At 62.2% G+C, this 18,921-nt stretch carries 18 protein-coding genes and 3 tRNA genes; 17 read left to right on the top strand and 4 right to left on the bottom strand.

Features of this window, described 5'->3' with window-relative positions; translation table 11 throughout:
- Window positions 1-59 precede the first annotated feature (59 nt).
- The 12 genes from pgsA (at window position 60) to B0G83_RS13100 (ending at window position 8,626) form a co-directional block, all read left to right on the top strand.
- On the top strand, window positions 60-653 hold the full coding sequence (pgsA, locus tag B0G83_RS13155; protein WP_105507851.1) for a CDP-diacylglycerol--glycerol-3-phosphate 3-phosphatidyltransferase: 594 nt from the start codon (window positions 60-62) through the stop codon (window positions 651-653).
- Between the two features lie 162 nt (window positions 654-815).
- A tRNA-Gly gene (locus B0G83_RS13150) sits at window positions 816-891 on the top strand.
- A gap of 64 nt (window positions 892-955) precedes the next feature.
- Window positions 956-1,031, top strand: a tRNA-Gly gene (locus B0G83_RS13145).
- 121 nt (window positions 1,032-1,152) lie between these two features.
- A tRNA-Cys gene (locus B0G83_RS13140) sits at window positions 1,153-1,226 on the top strand.
- 307 nt (window positions 1,227-1,533) lie between these two features.
- The gene (locus tag B0G83_RS13135) at window positions 1,534-2,112 is read left to right on the top strand and encodes a hypothetical protein (protein ID WP_146120224.1); all 579 of its coding nucleotides are present in this window, start codon (window positions 1,534-1,536) and stop codon (window positions 2,110-2,112) included.
- 323 nt (window positions 2,113-2,435) lie between these two features.
- The gene (locus B0G83_RS13130; protein ID WP_105507849.1) at window positions 2,436-3,218 is read left to right on the top strand and encodes a hypothetical protein; all 783 of its coding nucleotides are present in this window, start codon (window positions 2,436-2,438) and stop codon (window positions 3,216-3,218) included.
- Window positions 3,218-4,468: an AAA family ATPase gene (locus tag B0G83_RS13125; protein WP_181156846.1), complete on the top strand. Its 1,251-nt coding sequence runs from the start codon at window positions 3,218-3,220 to the stop codon at window positions 4,466-4,468. The genes B0G83_RS13130 and B0G83_RS13125 overlap by 1 nt, the downstream gene beginning before the upstream one ends.
- Window positions 4,465-5,571 carry a hypothetical protein gene (locus tag B0G83_RS13120; protein WP_105507848.1) on the top strand — a complete coding sequence of 369 codons (1,107 nt, stop codon included), beginning with the start codon at window positions 4,465-4,467 and terminating at the stop codon, window positions 5,569-5,571. Before B0G83_RS13125 ends, B0G83_RS13120 begins: the two co-directional genes overlap by 4 nt.
- A gap of 87 nt (window positions 5,572-5,658) precedes the next feature.
- On the top strand, window positions 5,659-6,057 hold the full coding sequence (locus tag B0G83_RS13115; RefSeq protein ID WP_105507847.1) for a hypothetical protein: 399 nt from the start codon (window positions 5,659-5,661) through the stop codon (window positions 6,055-6,057).
- A gap of 47 nt (window positions 6,058-6,104) precedes the next feature.
- Complete coding sequence (locus tag B0G83_RS13110) at window positions 6,105-6,863, top strand: TraB/GumN family protein (RefSeq protein ID WP_105507846.1); 759 nt, start codon at window positions 6,105-6,107, stop codon at window positions 6,861-6,863.
- 195 nt (window positions 6,864-7,058) lie between these two features.
- Window positions 7,059-8,042, top strand: coding sequence for a sensor domain-containing diguanylate cyclase (locus tag B0G83_RS13105; RefSeq protein ID WP_105507845.1), 984 nt, complete (start codon window positions 7,059-7,061; stop codon window positions 8,040-8,042).
- A gap of 86 nt (window positions 8,043-8,128) precedes the next feature.
- Window positions 8,129-8,626, top strand: a complete 498-nt coding sequence (locus B0G83_RS13100; RefSeq protein WP_105507844.1) for a GNAT family N-acetyltransferase — start codon at window positions 8,129-8,131, stop codon at window positions 8,624-8,626.
- Between the two features lie 102 nt (window positions 8,627-8,728).
- On the opposite strand, the gene B0G83_RS13095 is transcribed toward B0G83_RS13100, so the two are convergent.
- From B0G83_RS13095 to B0G83_RS13085, 3 genes are read right to left on the bottom strand one after another with little or no spacing between them, the layout of a single operon-like run.
- A complete protein-coding gene (locus B0G83_RS13095; protein ID WP_105507843.1) occupies window positions 8,729-9,616 on the bottom strand; it encodes a cytochrome c oxidase assembly protein in 888 nt (295 codons plus the stop codon).
- A 9-nt stretch (window positions 9,617-9,625) separates the two neighbouring features.
- Window positions 9,626-10,093, bottom strand: a complete 468-nt coding sequence (locus B0G83_RS13090) for a copper chaperone PCu(A)C (protein ID WP_105507842.1) — start codon at window positions 10,091-10,093, stop codon at window positions 9,626-9,628.
- Window positions 10,094-10,111: 18 nt separating this feature from the next.
- Window positions 10,112-10,813, bottom strand: a complete 702-nt coding sequence (locus B0G83_RS13085; RefSeq protein WP_374954910.1) for an SCO family protein — start codon at window positions 10,811-10,813, stop codon at window positions 10,112-10,114.
- 408 nt (window positions 10,814-11,221) lie between these two features.
- On the opposite strand from B0G83_RS13085, the gene otsB reads away from it, so the two are divergent.
- Together otsB and otsA are read left to right on the top strand one after the other, a co-directional pair.
- Complete coding sequence (gene otsB / locus B0G83_RS13080; protein ID WP_105508099.1) at window positions 11,222-11,971, top strand: trehalose-phosphatase; 750 nt, start codon at window positions 11,222-11,224, stop codon at window positions 11,969-11,971.
- Between the two features lie 55 nt (window positions 11,972-12,026).
- The gene (gene otsA, locus B0G83_RS13075) at window positions 12,027-13,484 is read left to right on the top strand and encodes an alpha,alpha-trehalose-phosphate synthase (UDP-forming) (RefSeq protein WP_105507841.1); all 1,458 of its coding nucleotides are present in this window, start codon (window positions 12,027-12,029) and stop codon (window positions 13,482-13,484) included.
- Between the two features lie 144 nt (window positions 13,485-13,628).
- On the opposite strand, the gene B0G83_RS13070 is transcribed toward otsA, so the two are convergent.
- Window positions 13,629-15,464, bottom strand: coding sequence for an ABC transporter ATP-binding protein (locus B0G83_RS13070; RefSeq protein WP_105507840.1), 1,836 nt, complete (start codon window positions 15,462-15,464; stop codon window positions 13,629-13,631).
- Between the two features lie 692 nt (window positions 15,465-16,156).
- Here B0G83_RS13070 and B0G83_RS13065 point away from each other — a divergent pair.
- The 3 genes from B0G83_RS13065 to B0G83_RS13055 all read left to right on the top strand — a co-directional run bounded on the left by B0G83_RS13065 (window position 16,157) and on the right by B0G83_RS13055 (window position 18,913).
- Window positions 16,157-17,221: a glycosyltransferase family 4 protein gene (locus B0G83_RS13065; protein ID WP_105507839.1), complete on the top strand. Its 1,065-nt coding sequence runs from the start codon at window positions 16,157-16,159 to the stop codon at window positions 17,219-17,221.
- A gap of 224 nt (window positions 17,222-17,445) precedes the next feature.
- On the top strand, window positions 17,446-18,297 hold the full coding sequence (locus B0G83_RS13060) for a hypothetical protein (protein WP_105508098.1): 852 nt from the start codon (window positions 17,446-17,448) through the stop codon (window positions 18,295-18,297).
- A gap of 151 nt (window positions 18,298-18,448) precedes the next feature.
- Window positions 18,449-18,913, top strand: coding sequence for a DUF2214 family protein (locus tag B0G83_RS13055; RefSeq protein ID WP_105507838.1), 465 nt, complete (start codon window positions 18,449-18,451; stop codon window positions 18,911-18,913).
- Window positions 18,914-18,921: the final 8 nt, after the last annotated feature.

The following is an 18,921-nucleotide window of genomic DNA, read 5'->3' as shown; positions in this document are numbered from 1 at the left end:
GTGGCAGGCCTTGTGACACGGCACAATTGCATCTCCCTTGCCAGACGCTGCGCCTGCCCATGCCGTTTAACTTTCCGATTTTCCTGACCTGGCTGCGGATCGTCCTGATTCCGCTCGTCGTCGGCGTGTTCTATTTGCCCGACATGATGATGAGCCCCGCGCACCGCAATCTGGCGGCCGCGACCATCTTCATTCTGGCCGCGCTGACCGACTGGTTCGACGGTTTTCTCGCGCGCAAGTGGAATCAGACTTCGGCGTTCGGCGCGTTTCTCGATCCGGTCGCCGACAAGTTGATGGTGACCGCGGCGCTGCTGGTGCTGGTGCAACTCACGCGGATCGATTCGGCGATCGCGCTGGTGATCGTCGGGCGCGAGATCGCGATCTCGGCGCTGCGCGAATGGATGGCGCAGATCGGCGCGTCGAAGAGCGTCGCGGTGAATTCGCTCGGCAAGTTCAAGACCGTGTGTCAGATGGTGGCGATTCCCATGCTGCTGTTCTACGGCCCGTTGCCGTTCGGCGGTGGTGCGGCGGTGGACACGCGCGTGTGGGGCCTGTGGCTGATCTATCTGGCGGCGTTCCTGACCATCTGGTCGATGCTCTATTACATGAAGCTCGCGTGGCCTCAGATTCGCGAACGCGGTGGCGCGGCATGAGTGAAATCTGTTCAGTAAAAGACATTCGCAAAAGGGGTTGACACGTTTCAGTCGATTCTCCATAATCTCGTTTCTCCGATGCACGCAGTTCGAAGCAGCAGCGGAAGTAGCAGAGTAGTTAAAGGTAGTATTGAAGTAGAAGCACGGCAATAGCAGCACAAAGCGGGAGTAGCTCAGTTGGTAGAGCGCAACCTTGCCAAGGTTGAGGTCGCGAGTTCGAGCCTCGTCTCCCGCTCCAAATTTTTGAAGCAATGCGTTGTTTGGCGAAGTGAGAAGTGCAGCGCGTTGTGAAGCAGTTCAATGCGGGAGTAGCTCAGTTGGTAGAGCGCAACCTTGCCAAGGTTGAGGTCGCGAGTTCGAGCCTCGTCTCCCGCTCCATACATAAGGGGAAGCAAGGCTTCCCTTTTTGTTTGATGGGCTGAAGGTTTCAGTCTCACCGGTTGTAGCGGTGGCCCACAAACAAACCTGCGAATCTGCAGCTAGATTCCAGTCCGCTTGCGGCGCGATAGCAAAGCGGTTATGCAGCGGCCTGCAAAGCCGTTTAGGCCGGTTCGACTCCGGCTCGCGCCTCCAGAAGTTGATGTAAAGAAAAGCCCCGACTTGTCGGGGCTTTTCTTTTTTCGGCGTGCGTTCTGGTGAAAGGCTTCTTCGTCGAGCCTTGCCTTGTTGTCCTTGTCAAATTGTTTTCACGTCACGCATGTTCGATAGCGCGATGCACGCTGCTGTGCTGATGAGACAGGCCCCGCCGTGGATAGCGTTTGCGATATCTCACGTAACGACGATCAATTTCGTGGTCGACGCGTGGCGCTCAACAACGGTTCCGCATCCCATACAATAGCCGCGCTAACTTCCCCGGAACGATCTGTCGCAGGAGAAATTGATGGAAATAAAACAGGCGTCGATGATTTCGTTGCTTGCGCTGGCGGTTGCGGGATGCGCACAAACAGGCAGCGCTCCAAACAGTGTTTCTTCGTTGGCTGGCGTCTACAGTTCGGCCCATCCAATCACCTTCAAGACCGGTAAGCTCCTCACCAACGGATATGTCGAAATTGACCATGACGGGCGTATCACGGCCTTCGAGCGAAAAGGCGAAGGCCCTGCCTCGATTGGAAGCGGCTGCTACGTGTTGGCGGCGGGAACGGCAACGAATGCAGGACTGCAGGGTCGGACTTTGACGCTTGGCGTTTCGGCGCGTGGCGATACCGTCTATCAAACCATCGCGGGCGATGACGATACGTTCGGGATTCTGGTTAAGCGAAACGCTACTGAAGGCATGAGGTGGTTCTTCAATTGGGGCAAACAGAACTCCACAGTCACCATCAACGGCAGTCACAACGTGATAAGTTCATCGAACCAGTCGACTTATTCCATCACTGGCCCTGCCTTGACATCACCGACGCCAGAGCAATTACGCGGCATGCTCTGCGGCGCGGATGTGATCTCTGAGGCCGCTCGTTAATCGACCGCTGGCGTGCAGTCGGTTCAGACCGTCAAGCATGCAAAATGCTTTCAATTCACTTTGAACTGTGTTTCATAGTCGTCCGCACGTATCACGAAAAAAGTCAAAATAGGCGGCATTAACTCAGGTTGGTACGTCGGGCCTGATTACTGATAATTACCGGCGAAGTGATGTTTTTGTTGGCACTTCGTAATTTGATCTTTGGGTTTCCGATCCAAGTTCACAGTATCTCCAATTCAAGCTATCCTCTGGTCAAAGTCGCAGGGCGGTAAGGCGGAAACTGCTGGTTCTGCGCAGAATAATATTTCGGGGTGATAGTCCCAATGGGCTTGGAAAAACCAGACGTTCAGCGCGGCTCGAAGGCGGATACGGAGCCCAAACTTAGTTCGATCTTCGCGAAGTCTTTTCTGGCGGCAGCGTTGTTATCGGGGCTAATCGTGGCGGGGGCGTTTTATACGTCGGGGAATACTCTGTTCGCGGCCTATTCCGGCGACTCCGTGAGCGACTCGGATCGAAACGCACGCGCTGAAGCTTTCAATTCCATGCAGTTTTTGCAGATATCCAAGGTAGAAGCCAACGATATTCCGGCCGCTATCGATGCGATGCATTTGAGTCCAGCTAATCGGATAGAAATAACCAGGGAAGTTGAAGCGTCACGCTCCACGCAATCGGCTGACTCGCACGCCAGTTCACCTGCTGCTTCTAGAGAATTGGCTAAACCGGATGCGAGGCCGGTGCAAGAAGTCGCAGATCATGTTGCACCAGCTAGCAGCGCCGCGTTGGCAGCCCCAGCCCCAGCCGCAGCAGGAGCCAGTGGCGACGGCTCGCGGTTGACGCTCGCGTGGGTCCGTCTGTGGGACACGGATGTCGAGGACGGAGACGTGGTTCGCATTGAAAGCGCTGGCTATTCACGCACGGTGACACTGACTAACCACGGCGTGACGTTTGCGGTTCCGGTCCCGGCAAGCGGACAGATTCGCATCACTGGCCTAAGAGATGGCGACGGCGGCGGCATCACCGTGGGCCTGGCTTCGGGAGCCGCGCAGGCGGTCTTGCCCGTCATGAGTGTCGGCCAAGTGCTGACTTTGAACGTCAGGACCCGATAATGCGCTGGTTGAATTCACTTGCGGCGAAATTTGCGCCGTTGGCTTTTGTCGTCATGGCTTGCGTTGCGGCGGCCCAATTCCTGTCCCAGCACAGCCCTGATCGTACTCATCTCGATCGCTATACAAATGCCGTTTCGATGTCGTTGCATGACCACGCTTGGGCCGTGTTCGCTGTTGCAGCCTCGTTATGGCTCGTAACCTTTGCGGGTTTCTTTCATGATCGGCATCGAAGTAAAAATTCGAGTGTCAAAAAAGAAGGGTGGCTAATGGACGCACTTGACAGACTCACCAATCGGCGCGTGCTAGAACAGAAACTCGCTCAGGAGCCGGAGCCGCAGATTATTGACGCCGAGAAACTCGCTGATTCGCTCAAGAGCAAAGTCATCGGTCAGGATGCCGTGTGTGAGGATATGGCGGCGCAGATCCGTCGCCGGCTGGCGCTCAGGCAGCGTAACAAGCCGGTCGGCGTTTTTATTCTGGCGGGTCCGCCGGGCACCGGCAAAACTTATCTGGCCAAATGTCTGGCGGCAGAATTGGAGCGCCGTCTGTTGCACTTCGACATGACCCAGTTTTCGAGCGGGGCTCATGCCGCTACGCAGCTGTTCGGGGCATCCAAAGGCTACGTCGGTTCGAATACGTACGGCAAGCTCACCGCTGCATTGCGCGATACGCCCGATGCGGTTGTGCTGCTTGATGAAATCGAGAAGGCTCACCCTGAGATTCACAAGAACTTTCTCACCGCCTGGAACGACGGATTCGTCACCGAAGCATCCGACGGCCGGCAAATCTCAACCACGCGCGCCATCTTCGTTCTGACCACGAATGCGGCAACGGACGATTTGCAGGCGTTGAGCGCCACATACGCCAACGATGCGGACGAGCTGCGGCGTGCATCGACGAATGCACTTCGCGAAGCAGGCTTCGCGCCTGAGGTGCTAAATCGTATCGACCGGATATTTGTCTTCAAGTCGCTGTCAGGCCTGGATATCGCGCGGGTCGCCGCGCTGGAAATCGAAGCGATGATCAAGAGCTACGGCCTGGATGTCGCGGACGAAGGCATCGATCCGGATATTTTGCTCGATATGATGCGGCGTCAGCAGCGACTGGGCTCCGGGGCTTCATCACGCGATCTCGTGCGCGCCGTTGAAGAGTCTCTCGCAGACACACTGATCGACGCCAAGCAACACGGGCACTCCAAGGTCGCGCTCCTGGCGGCGGAGGGCGGCGTGATTGCGAGGCCGGAACGATGACTTCGAATCTCGCTGACGCACAACCCACGTCGCTGTGGGGGCGTGCCCCGTTGTGGCGTTGGTGTTTTTCCGCCGCTGTTCTGCTGTCGCTTGCCGTGGTTTGCTTCCCGCCGAAGTGGCGCGTGGTAGACGTCAAGCCGTTGCCCCCGGTGCCGGAGGCGGTGGCTTATAACTCGCAACAAAACGCCGCCGTGACGCGCACCGCTGCGGCCGGCATCCCAGCGTCCGCCGTGAAACCCGTTGCGACCGCACCGGTCCAGGCGTCGGCCAATGCAGTTCAAGTTCAGAAGCAGGCGGTGAATCCGCGGAAAAGCAGCGCTGCCACGGTCGCAGCGGCCAAGGCCCCTGTCACCGCACAGATATCGATGGCCACACCCGACGCGCCGAGCAAAGATCCTTCCGGTCTCGATCGTGCATTTCTCGGCCGCACCTATCGTCAATCGATCGCGGTCGAAGGGTTTAATCTGCCGCTCCCGCCCGGCCAGTGGGCGGTACTCGCCAATAGCAGCATTCACTTGCGCGGCGCATCGGGCGTTGCATATTTTTTGGGGCGGATCGAAAACAGGAAACTCGTTGGGGCAATTCGGCTGTTCGCGCTGCATAGCAGCGAGCAACCAGGAGCGGGCTTTCCTGCCGCGAACGGGTGCAGGAACAACAATCCCGACCTAAACTATTTGTTCCTTGAATCGGTAACACCCTCTGGTCATCAGGCCTGTTGGCTCATCAATAACTACTTCACGCCTCCGTTACAGCAATGGGCGGACCGCACAGTGAAAATTGGCGGTCTTGATCGTGCGGCGGCCGGCGACCTGTCGGCAAAAGGCGTGACCTATCCGCAGGACCTGGTCGACATCCGATTCACCAGAGCTGAAACGTGGGGGATGCTCGAGGTGTCGTATCTGTTCGATCCTGAGTTGGAGGGGATATCCTCCGGCACTGCACTCTCCGCGCACGAATCGGATTGGCACGCGCCGAACGCCCCGCGATTCCCGGATAAGGTCGCCTATCTGGCAAAGATGCGCGAATGGGGCGAAGCTTTCTGGCCCAAGTTCCAGCAGGCATTCGAGTCTGGCAAACCACCTTCGGTGCCGGCCGAGCCTTGATCGACAGCATCCCACCGGGCTAACTACCGTGCACCAGCGCGGTGGCGCAAGTAGCCGAAACGCGAAGATCTTCTTCGAAACCATGCCATGCAAGCCCCCCACCTCCGCTCCCTCCATCTCCGCGTGATCTACGCGCTCTGCCTGTGCGGCGCCACCTGGACGCATCTGCAAGTGGCGCTGACTCACGGTCTCTGGTGGGACTACGGCGGCGCCGCGCCGCTCACGCGCGTCTACTGGACCTCGCTGCTGTTCATCGACCCGCTGACCGCGCTACTGCTACTCGTCGCGCCCGTCGCGGGACTGATACTCTGCGTCGCCGTGATCGTGACGGATGTGGCGCACAATTCGTGGTTCGCGCTGCATCATCCGATCCGGATGGACCTGTATCTGTCGCAGATCGTCTTTCTGCTATTCGTCCTGTCCACCGTCCGGAGCGCCTGGCGCGGCGTCGTCCGCGCGCGTCCGGCGCTGTCTGCCGCCGATTGAACGGCGCGCTCGCCGTCCGCGTTATCGACCGTCCACACCGAGGTTGCATGTATCTACAACTCACCGGCACCCAACTGCGTCTGCTCGGTTCGATGCATCTTTTTCCCGCGACGAGCCGTCGTACGCCGCCATGGATCGCCGAGGCCTACGACTGGGCCGAAACACTCGTTTTCGAGTCCGACGCGCCGACGATCCTGCCGTTCCTGAAGGCCGCTCCGCTAGCCGGCGCCGAGCGTCTGCGACCGCTGCTTTCCGACGACGCCTGGCAGCGGCTCAACGCCTTCTGGCCTACCGAAGGTCCGCTCGCGCCGCTCGCCGAGCTACGTCCGTGGGCCGCGATGATCGTCGCGCCGACGCTGTTCCAGCAAGTGGTCGAAGGCGTCGAGCCGCGTCTGTTGCGCTCGGCGCTCGCCCAGGGCAAACCGTATCGCTATCTGGAGACTTCGCAGGAAGTCGCGGCGTCGCTCGATTCGATTCCGCTCGACGCGATCGGCGCGGCCCTCGACCTGTTGATGGCCGATCTCACCGAACCGCAGCGCACGCTCGAGAAGATGTATGCCGCCTGGATCAACGGCGATCTGCCGGCCGTGCAGCGCATCGCCGTCGAATCGCCGATGTTCAATCTGCCGGGCATCCGCGAGGCGATCCTCGACGCGCGTAATCGCGCGTGGGCGGCGCGTCTGATACCGCTGATCGAGCGTCCCGAGCGCACTTTGGTAGTGGTCGGCGCGTTGCATCTATGCGGGCCCGGCAACCTGATCGAATGCCTCGCGCGGCCAGTCGATCAGGTGCTGGACACAGCCTGATCAAATCCGCGTCAGGCGCATGTCACGACGCCCTTTGCGGTGCCTGCAACACGGCCGCGAGCGCAACTGGACGGAACTCCGCCGGCCGCTTTCAATCCGACTGGAAACCTTGCCGCAAAGGTTTGTCCCGACGTTTGCCGCTATACCGTATGTGCCAACAACCGCAGCCAACCTAACGGCCATAGGAGACACGACATGCATGTCCCACCGACGCCCAGCAATGAAAGCGCCCGTCTCGACACCTTGCGTGCGCTGCATATCCTCGACACGTCGCCCGAAGAGCGGTTCGACCGCCTGACGCGGCTCGCCAAGCGGTTGTTCGGCGTGCCGATCGCGCTGGTGAGCCTCGTCGACGCCGACCGTCAGTGGTTCAAGTCCTGCGTCGGCCTGACGGCCAGCGAGACATCGCGCGACATCTCGTTCTGCGGGCACGCGATTCTCGGCGACGAAATCATGTTGGTGCCCGATGCGTTGGCCGACGCGCGCTTTCACGACAACCCGCTGGTCACCGACAACCCGAATATCCGTTTCTATGCCGGCTGCCCGCTGACGGTGCCCAACGGCAGCAAGCTCGGCACGCTTTGCCTGATCGACGTCAAGCCGCGAGGTCTCGACGAGGAAGAGCGTGAACTGCTGCGCGATCTGGCGCGCATGGCGGAGCAGGAGCTGGCCGCCGTGCAGCTGGCCACGCTCGACGACCTGACGCTGCTGTCCAACCGGCGCGGTTTCGAAGCGCTCGCGCAACATGCGTTGAACGTCTGCAAGCGGCTGGAGAAGCCGGCGTCGCTGCTGTTCTTCGACCTCAACGACTTCAAGCAGATCAACGACACCCACGGCCACGCCGAGGGTGACCGCGCACTGACCACGTTCGCCGACGTGCTGCGCACGGCGCTGCGTGAGAGCGACGTGATCGGGCGGCTCGGCGGCGATGAATTCGTCGCGTTGCTGACCCATTCGACTAGCGCCGAAACGCACGCAGTCACGCAGCGTCTCCAGCATCTGCTGGACGCGCGCAATGCCGAAGAGAAGCGCGGTTATCAGATCCGGTTCAGCGTCGGGCAGATTCAGTACGAGCCTGCGCAGCATGCGTCGATTGCCGAATTGCTGGCGGCCGCGGATACGGCGATGTATAGCCACAAACAGGCGTCGAAGGCACGCACCGCGCAGCAGCGCAACTGAGCGCGCGATGGCATGGCGCCGCCGCGCGCGGCATAATCGTGGATCGCCGCGGCGCCTCGCCGCCGGTTCTTTTTCGAAGCATTTTCATGACCGAACCGCAAGACACCGCCGCCACGCGGCGGGCACAACTGGAATGGCGCTGGAAAGCGTTCAGCGAGCTCAGCAGCGCCGAAGTCTATGCGATGCTGGCGGCGCGTAGCGCGGTGTTCGTCGTCGAGCAGAATTGCGTCTATGGCGACATCGACGGGCTCGATCTGGATGCGTGGCACCTGTTTGCGTTCGGCCCCGGCGAAAAGCGTTATCCACCGTTGGCGGGTTATCTGCGTGTGCTGCTACCCGATGCCGAAGACCGCGATATCCGTATTGGCCGCGTGCTGACCACGGCGCCATTTCGCGGTATCGGACTGGGCAATGCCATGCTCGAACGCTCGCTCGAGCACATCCGTGCGCAGTGGCCCGGCACGCCGATCCGCCTGCATGCGCAAGCGCATCTGCAAGGCTTCTACGGCGCGTTCGGCTTTACGCCGGTGTCGGACATTCACACCGAAGACGACATTCCGCACGTGTGGATGCGTTCGGTGTGAAGCGCAGGCGGCCGCGTTGGGCGCATTACGCCCGCGGGTTAGCGAGCTAGATAGCTCGCTCGCGCCGCGCCGCCGTCACACCCGGCGGTTCTTCAAGTCTCTCTACCGACCACCACTCGCCGGCGCCGACGCGCTCGGCGTTGTCGGCCCCTGTGTCACCTGCACGCGCCGTTCGTTGCGCAACCGTCCACGCGCCGACAGCCGCATCCAGTGACGCAACGCGATCAGCGCGCCGATCACACTCATCATCGAACCCGGAATCCACAGCAGCAGCCCGCCGATCTGCTGGTCGCGCATGGGGCTCAACCAGGTGAACGCGCGGCCGCAGATCGAATAGATCGGATACAGCTCGTGCGGCGTGAAGAAGATGAACGCGCCAAGCAGAATCTGCGGCGGAATCGCGGCGATCACCACGAGAATGCGCTTGCCCGGCGACAGCCGCGCCGGCGGCGCCGGACGCGGATCGAGCACGAGCCACCAGAACAGCAGGCCGTCGATCACCATGCTCCAGTTCATCACGCGATAAAGCCGCCAGTCGAGCATCGCCACGAAATGAACCGGCGACATCAGCCAGAAGTAGATCAGTCCGACGAACAGCGTGACCGCGACCACCGGATGCATCACGACGTCGAGCAGCCGACGCACCACGGGCGTGGCCAGCGCGGGGCGCACGAAACGTTGCCGCCAGCGGAACGGAATCCCCGCGCGCAACGCGGCGCCCGGATACGACAGCGCGATGAAGAACGGCCCGAGGTGATGCAGTACCAGATGCTGGGCGCGATGCATGAAGAACTCATGCTCGAAGAAATAATCGAGCCGCGTATGCAGCGCGACGTACAACGCGATCAGCCCGAACCAGAACGACAGACGCCGGCGGATCGACACCTTCGCCTTGTGCGCGCCGCGCACGAACAGGATCGCCGGAATCAGCAGCGCGATCACGACGGTCGGCGAAAACTCCCACGGATCGAGCCAATAGAGCAGATTCATCGCAGCGTGTTATTGGGTTTGGGCGGGCGACTTGACGGCGAACGGCGTGTCGAGCGTTTCGCCGTCGGAGAACTTCAGCGTCAGATGCACGGTGTCGCCCGGTGCAACCTTGTGTTTCGCGTTTTCGAGCATCACGTGATAACCGCCGGGCGAGATCGCGACCTGGCCGTGCGCGGGCACCGTCAGTTTGTCGACCATCACCATTTTCTGCGACGAACCGTTCGACACGGTTTGATGCAGCATCGCGTCGCCGTAATCGGTGCTTGAAATGTCGACGAGATCGACCGGCTTGTCGCTCGCGTTTACCAGCGTCGCGTAGCCGGCGGCGGGCAGGTTGTTCGGCAGCCAGCGAACCCACGCGTCCTTCACGCTGATCGCTTTCGCTCCGGCGGCTTGCGCGGCGGGGGCGAAGGCGAAACCCAGCGAGAGCGTCAGGGCGGCGGCCAACGAGGCGGATGTTTTGAGCTTGAGCGACATAAAGGATCTCGAGAAAAGTCAGGAACGGTCATCGACGATACGGCGCAGGTCCTGCGCGATCGCATCGGGCGTGTCGTGATCGGTGGCAAGCAGGCGCGCATGGCCTTGCTGGTCGAACACGTAGACGGCTGAGCTGTGGGTCACTTCATAGTTGCCGTTGGGATCGCGCTTTTCCATCTGATACGCGACCCGGTAGCGCTTGGCGAGCGACTCGATCTGCCAGTCGGTGCCGGTCAGCCCTTCGGCATGCTGCGCGTCGAATGCGCCGACGTAATCGCGCAAGGCCTGTGGCGTGTCGCGCGCGGGATCGACAGTGATGAACAGAATGCGCACCTTCTGCGCGTCGGGCCCGAGCTTGGCGAGCACCTGCATCAGGCGGCCCATCGTTTCAGGGCAGACGTCCGGGCAATGCGTGTAGCCGAAGTAGACGAGCGAGGTGCGGCCTTGAAAGGTCTCGCCGGTCACGGGACGGCCGTCGTCGCCGGTGAGCTTGAAATCGAGGTCCGGCAGATGGCCGGTCACATCGGTCAGGTGCCACGTTTCGTTGCGATGCGTGCAACCCGCCAGCGCCGTGAGCGCGCCGACGGCAAGCACGGCGTTAAGCAGGAAGCGTCGTGCGAACCCAGGCTGACGGCGCGGCGTATGAGCCGCTGGCGATGGTCGGGAGGAGAGGATCGGGAACAAAGCAGGGTTCAATGACTCGATTGAAGAGCGGCGCATGATGTGCCTGTGGCGCGGCGCGCGGCGAGGTCCGGAATGGCCAGGCCGGTTGTTCCCGGGCTGCCTCTGAACGGCGCCGCTCGATCCACACACGGTGCGTGTGGCCCGTCATGGCGCCCCAAACAGCGTAGCGGCGGCCATGATCCGCGTGGCAGCGACTGTATCGCAAAATCACGGCAGACGCGGCGCGGCGCCCACGGGCGCGCCGTTTGCGAGGCAATTTGACGCAGCGCGCTGAAAGCTGACTGAAGCCGGAATGTGCGGCTTTTGAACGCGGATAGCTGACGCCGAGGAACGCATCGCCCGGCTGGGCTTGTGTCCTGGCTTACTTTCTCGAAAAATTGACCGATGCGCGGTAAGATGCGCACACTTTTCCGGCCGCAGAAGGCTGAAAGGCAAAACACTCCGATGCAAGCACTTCCGGCTGTTCTGTCTCCGAGCGAGACGGCATTTTTCTTCGATTTCGACGGCACGCTGGTCGAACTCGCGCCCACGCCGGACGGCGTGCTGGTGGAACCTCGCGTGATCACGCTGCTCACCGAGCTGCGCAGCCTGACGAACGGCGCGGTCGCGATCGTGTCGGGGCGCGGCATCGACAGTATCGACGGCTTTCTCGGCATGCCCGATCTGCCGATTGCCGGTCTGCACGGCGCCGAACGGCGCGACGCGAACGGCGACACGCAACGGATCGGCTTTCACGACGAGCGGCTGCTGCGCATGGAGCAGGTGCTCGCACAGGTCGTCAACGCGCATCCCGGCATGCTGCTCGAGATCAAAGGCGCGGCGCTCGCGCTGCACTACCGCAATGCGCCGGACCGCGAGCCGGTTGCGCGCGAGGCGACCGAGCGGCTAGTGGCCGATTATCCCGCCGCGTACGTGCTGCAGCCGGGCAAGATGGTCTACGAAATCAAACCGAAAGACGTCGACAAGGGCCGCGCGATGCGCGCGTTCCTCGACGAACCGCCGTTCGTCGGTCGCCGGCCGGTGTTCGCCGGCGACGACCTGACCGACGAAAAAGGCTTCGCCGTCGTCAACGAGCGCGCCGGGCTGTCGATCAAGGTCGGCGCCGGGGAGACGCTGGCACATACGCGCATCGACTCGGTGCCGGCGCTGCTCGACTGGCTCGGCGCTATCGTCACGGCGGCGCGCGCAGCATGAGAGTCGCGCCGCATCGTTTGAAAACCACAACGTATAGCTTCGGGAATCGCGCTTCATGAGCCGACTCATCATCGTATCGAACCGGGTTGCGCCGATCTCGGAGGGCGGCCCGGCGGCGGGCGGTCTGGCGGTCGGTGTGTACGACGCGCTGAAGGAAACCGGCGGCATGTGGTTCGGCTGGAGCGGCGACGTGCTCAGTTCGGGCCAGCCGCAGATCAAGGTCGAGGAGCGCGGGCCGGTGACCTTCGCGACCATCGCGCTGATGCGGCGCGACTACGATCAGTACTATCGCGGCTTCTCGAACGCGACGCTGTGGCCGGCGTTTCACTATCGCGCGGACCTGGTTCACTACGACCGGCATGATTTCGAAGGCTACTGCCGCGTCAACGCGTGGCTCGCGCAGCAACTCGTGCCGCTGCTGCGCGACGACGACGTGATCTGGGTGCACGACTATCACCTGATCCCGTTCGCGCAGGCGCTGCGCGCGGCCGGTGTGAAGAACCGCATCGGCTTCTTTCTGCACATTCCGTTTCCGGCTTCGCAGGTGTTGCTGGCGGTGCCGCCGCATCGCGAACTGGTCGAGGCGCTGTGTTCGTTCGACCTGCTCGGCTTCCAGACGGCGCCGGATCTGCGCGCGTTCTGCGATTACATCGTCAATGAGGCGAACGGCTCGGTCGATCTCCCGGCGAGTGGTCCGTCGACGATTCACGCGTTCGGTCGCACGCTGCGCGCGGCGGCTTATCCGATCGGCGTCTATCCGGACGAGATCGCCGAACTCGCGAAAGCGGGCGAGCGCGGCAAACCGGTACGCACGATGAAAGCGACGCTGCATTCGCGCAAGCTGATCATGAGCGTGGACCGGCTCGATTATTCGAAGGGGCTGGTCGAGCGGTTTCGCGCATTCGAGCGGCTGCTCGAACATGCCACGGCGCAGCGCAACAAGGTGTCGTTCCTGCAGATCGCACCGCCGACACGCGCCGATATGCACGCGTATCAGGACATCCGGCTGCAACTGGAAGGCGAGTCGGGGCGGATCAACGGGCGTTTTGCCGAACTCGACTGGACGCCGATTCTGTACATCCACAAGCAGTACGAGCGCTCGGTCCTGGCCGCGCTGTTCCGCACCGCGCACGTCGGCTATGTGACGCCGCTGCGCGACGGCATGAACCTCGTCGCCAAGGAATACGTGTCGGCGCAGGATCCGGAGAATCCGGGCGTGCTGGTGCTGTCGCGTTTCGCTGGCGCCGCGCAGGAGCTGGACGGCGCGCTGATCGTCAATCCGGTCGATATCGACGGCATGGCCGAAGCGCTGGCGAGCGCGCTCGAGATGCCGCTCGCCGAGCGTCAGGCGCGTCATCGCGACATGATGGTGCAGTTGCGCGAGAACAATGTGTCGGTGTGGCGCGATAACTTCATGCGCGATCTGCAGGGTGTTGATGGTGCGAAGCGCACCGGAAAGGGGAAGAAGCGCGCCGCGACGGGTAAGAAGGCGGCGAGTGCCGTGGCCGGGTAGGGTGTTTTTTGGCGCCTGGTTTGACTGAGGCGCGTGTCGTAAAAAAGCCGCTCGACTGAGCGGCTTTTTTGGGGCTGGCGGTGCTGAAGGGAAGGGTGACGTCCCGGCCGGGTCGGGTGCCTGGCCGCTTCACCGCGCGCGGTTTTAAACCACGTGCTGTTCGTCGACTTTCTTGCCGCCGACATGCAGCGTCGTGCCCTTGCCATATTGCTTCGCGAGCAGATCGCGATACAGGCCCGGACGTTGACGCAGTTCTTCCGGACTACCGTCGTCGATCACCTTGCCGGCGCTCATCACGATGATCCGGTCGAAGTTGTTCAGCGTGGACAGACGGTGCGCGATCGCGACCACGGTGCGGCCCACCATCAGCCGGTCGAGCGCCTTCTGGATCGCTTCTTCCGACGCGCTGTCGAGCGCCGACGTCGCTTCGTCGAGCAGCAGGATCGGCGCGTTCTTCAGGATGGCCCGCGCAATCGCAATCCGTTGACGCTGCCCCCCGGACAGCTTCACGCCACGGTCGCCGACGATCGTGTCATAGCCCTCCGGCATCGCTTCGATAAAGTCGGCGCAACGCGCCTCGCGCGCGGCCGCCAGCACTTCCTCGCGAGTTGCCTCGGGACGGCCATAAGCAATGTTCTCGTACACCGTACGATGGAACAGCGAGATGTCCTGCGGCACCAGTGCGATTGCGTGACGCAAGCTGTCCTGCGTAATCGTGGCGATATCCTGGCCGTCGATCCTGATCGCGCCGCCCTGGGTTTCATAGAACCGCTGCAGCAGCGCCAGCACGGTGGATTTGCCCGCGCCCGATTTGCCGATCAGACCGACGCGTTGACCCGGCTGGATGTGCAGATCGAAGTGATCGAGAATCGGCCGACGGCGCGGATAGGCGAACGTCACGCCTTCGAACGCAATGCGGCCGCCTTGTGGCACGAGTTCGGACGCGCCGTCGCGGTCCGGCATGCCGTGCGGTTCGAGCAGCGTGCGCACGGCTTCCGCCAGACGCGCCACGTGCTGCGTCACGTCCACCAGCGCCACGGCCAGATCGCGCGTGCCGTGCAGAATCGTGAAGCCGAGCGAACTGACCAGCACGATGTCGCCCGAGGTCGCCTTGCCCTGATCCCAGAGCCACAGCGCCCAGCCCAGCAAACCCGCCGACAGCAGCGCGGTGATCACCGCGTGCAGCAGGCGCAGCTTTTCCAGATACAACAGGCTCTGCTGACGGGCGTCCATCTCCGCCTTGACCGTCGCGCCGAACCGTTGCTGTTCGCGAAACGTCATGCCGAAGGCGCGCACGAGGCCCATGTTGCTGATGACGTCGACCAGTTCGCCGTCCACCGACGCCGCCTTGGTCGCGAAATGATGATGCCGCGCCGAGCCGCGCCCAGCCAGCTTGTACAGCACCACCGACAGAATCGCCGAGCACAGCATCAGGCCGGCGGCCATCAGCGGATTCACCGCGATAATCATGACGATCGCGCCCAGCACCGCGATACACGGCGGCAGCACGTTCCACGCGGTGGTGTTCTCGGCGGTGTAGACCGCGTTCGAGGTGGCCGTGATGCGGCTGGCGAGCATCCCCGGTTGTTTCTCCGAGTAATAGCTCGGCGAGTGGCCGCTCAGATACTGGAACAGATCGCGCCGCAGATCGCCGGTCACGGCGACGAACGTATGCGCGGCGACCCAGCCGCCGACCCGCCACAATAGGTTGTCTGCCGCGATCAGGCCGACCAGGATCGCGAACGCGCCCCACAGCGGACCCGGATGGTGCCGGCCTTCGCCGAGCACGTCGATCAGATGTTTGATCGCGTATTGCGAAGCGAGCGCACAGCCCACGGCCGCAAACACGCTGCACAGGACGATCGCATGCGCGAGCGGATGGCGGCGGATAAAGCGGAAGAGAAACGCAAGCGGCCGGTGCGCAAAGCTCGCGAGCTTTGCGTTTTCGGCGTTACGCTGGGCAATGGTTAAATGTTCCAATTGATCGTGAGTAGGTCGATGAGTCGGGTTGTGCACGCAAAGCGCGGGCCAGACGGAAAAAGCTCCGCCGCGAGGCCGATGCTTCGCATTGTAAACATGCAAAAGCGATTGCGCCCTGTGTATCCGGGCGTTGACGCGACTGATTTCGCGATAGACCTCCGCAACCTACTGTTGCTCGACCCCGAGAACGGCTCGGTGGTTCATGCCGGTTGCGGAAAATTTCAAGATATAATTACAAATTGCATTCAACCGCGCTGCGGCATTTCTTCAACGCTTGCCGGCAAAGTTGACGCAGGAGCTTGTGGGGCCGTTCAGGCGGTTCATCCCGCAAACCAGTAGCCACTGTAGAACTGTCTTAGAAAACAAGGGTTTGCAAAGTGTTTCGCGTTTGTAACAACGTAAAGACTTTGAAATGTTGTGGTGCAGCGAGATGCCCGGCATCGATAATGCATGCTTCGTAGGCCCATGAAATATCTGACAGTTTGTCAACGTAGCGAGTGCGTGTGCGTTTACCGGCACAGGCGCAGACGGTGACCCACTGGTCTGGGCTCACTACCCAAGCGATCCATCGCAGGATTTCTCGAAAGAATCAGGCCCGCGCCGGCGATCCCGGCCAGACTGCCCTGGCGAGCAAGCGAGTCGCTTTTAACAAACGCAGTATCTTTGCCTGATTTTTTACGAGGACTTTCATTATGCGAATCGCTCAAATCGCTCCGTTGCACGAGGCGGTTCCTCCCAAGCTGTACGGCGGGACGGAACGCGTGGTGTCCTACCTGACTGAAGCGCTGGTCGAGCAGGGCCACGACGTCACGCTCTTTGCGAGCGGCGATTCGATCACCTCGGCAAAGCTCGAAGCCTTCTGGCCGCAGGCGCTGCGCCTCGACCCGACGATCCGCGACGTGATGGCGCCGCACATGTTGCTGCTCGAGGAAGTGCGCCGCCGCGCGGACGAATTCGACGTGCTGCATTTCCACATCGACTATTACCCGTTCTCGCTGTTCGCACGTCAGCCGGTGCCGTTCCTGACCACGCTGCACGGTCGTCTGGACCTACCGGAACTGCAACCGATTTTCAACACGTTCAACGACGTGCCGGTGGTGTCGATTTCGGACAATCAGCGCATTCCGCTGCCGCAAGCGAACTGGCTGCAAACCGTCTATCACGGCCTGCCGGAAGACGTGCTCACGCCGATCCCGAACGTCGAGCCGGGCTACCTCGCTTTCCTCGGTCGCGTTTCACCGGAGAAGGGCCTCGACCGCGCGATCCGCATCGCCGGCCAGGCAGGCATGAAACTCAAGGTCGCCGCCAAGATCGACAAGGCTGACCGCGCCTACTACGAAGAAGTGATTAAGCCGTTGATGGCGCTGCCGCATGTCGAGTACATCGGCGAAATCGGCGAGACCGAAAAGCGTGAGTTCCTCGGCAACGCGCATGCATTGGTGTTCCCGATCGACTGGCCGGAGCCCTTCGGTCTGGTCATGATCGAAGCGATGGCCTGCGGCACGCCGGTGATCGCGTTCAATCGCGGTTCGGTGCCGGAAGTGATCGAGAACGGCGTGTCGGGCTTCGTCGTCGAAGACGAAATCAGCGCGGTCGCGGCGCTCAAGCGCCTGCACACGCTGCCGCGCGCCAACGTGCGCAAGGCGTTCGAATCGCGCTTCTCGTCGAAGGTCATGGCGAAGAACTACGTCGCCACGTACGAAGAACTGCTGCGTCAGAAGCACCGTTCGGTGCTGCGCGAAGTCAACGCCAGCTAAGGGCTGACCGGCCGCAAGCGTGCTTCACACGCACGCCGAAGCCACCCACAACGCCTCGCGCGCTAACGGCTCGCGGGGCGTTGTTGCATGCGCGCCGCGTTTTTCGCGACAAGCGGTGGAAAGTGGGGTTTTCGGGGCGGGAAGAATGAGCCACTCTCCGTAATATCCCTATAATGGCCGTGCCGCAAAATTGGCTGCGGCGCCGCCGACGACAGGAGGATGCCTTGGCGAGAACGAAAGAGACGCGTGCGAACGCGGCGCCTGGCGCCGGAATGATTTTCGCGTTGCGCGCCGTCGGTCTCGTGCTGCTGGCTCGCTGGCTTTTTTCGATGGCGCAGATGGATTTGGGTGCGTCGTTGTCGGCGATGGTGTCGTCGCCGTGGGCGTGCATCAACCTGGTGTTTCTGTTCCTGCTGATCTTCCTGCCCGGTGCGCGCGCCGTGGCCGAGCGGCCGCTTCATCCGCTGCCGCAATGGCTGCGGCAGGCAGTGCGTCTGTTCGCTTTCCTCGGTTTGCTGTTCGCGGTCTGGTCGGTCGGCGCGTTCGCGGCGAGCGCCGGATGGCGGCGTGCGGCGCAAGCGGTGGCGGCTACCAACGGCTGGCTGCTCGTCGCGCCGGCGTTGTATGCGGCGGTGGTCTGGATCTGCCGGCCGCGCGCGCTGTGGCGAACCAATATCGCCGCGCGCCGTTTCGCGATTGGCCGCTACGCGGTCGCGCTCGATCCGGCCACGCGTACCGTGATCGTATGGGCCGAGCGTCGCAAGGTCGGTCAGTACGACGCGCGTGAATTGTCCGTGCGCTGGGCGCTGGGGCAGGACGCCCGCGCCACGCCGACGCCTACGCCGGTGGTGGCCTTCAGCGCGGCCGGCGAACCGGGCGGATCGGCTGCGTCGCTTGGATCGGCCGCGCCTGCAATGACGCGTGGCATTTTCGGCCGTCGACCGAAAATCGAATTGCTGTGGGATTCGCCGGCTGCCGCGGGCCACAACCGGCAAACCGTATTCCGCACTGCCTTGACCACCGAAGGCGACCGGGTCGCCGCGCGAGCACTCGACACGTCCTTGCGCCAGGTTTGATCCCGTCAGCTTTGTGCAGTCGGCCACACCCGTGGCCGGCGTGCGCATCGTAAAGTCGGCATTAGTCGATAATGCAGTCATGCCGCCCGGCACGTCACGACGGGCGAGTCAGAGGTACAACGATCGTATCGCGTCTTTTCCAGGAGTCGCCATGCTGGTTCGCTGGTTGCTTGCCGCTCTTCATCTGCTCGCTTATGGTTTTGCGCTCGCGTCGATTCTCCGGCGCACCTGGGCGCTGCGCCGCGCCTCCGTACCCGCTGCCTTGCGCTCCGTGTTCCGCGCCGATACGCGCTGGGGGCTTTCGGCGCTGGTGTTGATCGTGACCGGCTTGATGCGCGCCTTCGGCGGTTACGAGAAGGGCGCCGACTACTACCTCCACGAGCCGCTCTTTCACGTGAAGATGACGCTGCTGGTGGTGATTCTTATCCTCGAAGTGCCTTCCATGCTCGCGTTGCTGCGCTGGCGAGCGGCGGTCAGGAACGGCGTGCCGCCGGACCTGAGCAAGGCGCGTTCGTATGCGCGCTACAGCGTGATTCAGACGGTGTTGCTGGTGTTGATGGTGTTTGCCGCGACCGGCATGGCGCGTGGTGTTGGTCTGCCGGCGGGCGTGGTGTGAAGTGATGT

The organism is Paraburkholderia sp. BL21I4N1 (genome assembly GCF_002973525.1).
Taxonomy (GTDB): Bacteria; Pseudomonadota; Gammaproteobacteria; order Burkholderiales; family Burkholderiaceae; genus Paraburkholderia.
The sequence above is the reverse complement of the archived record's forward strand: the minus strand, read 5'-3'. Positions and strand labels throughout refer to the sequence as shown.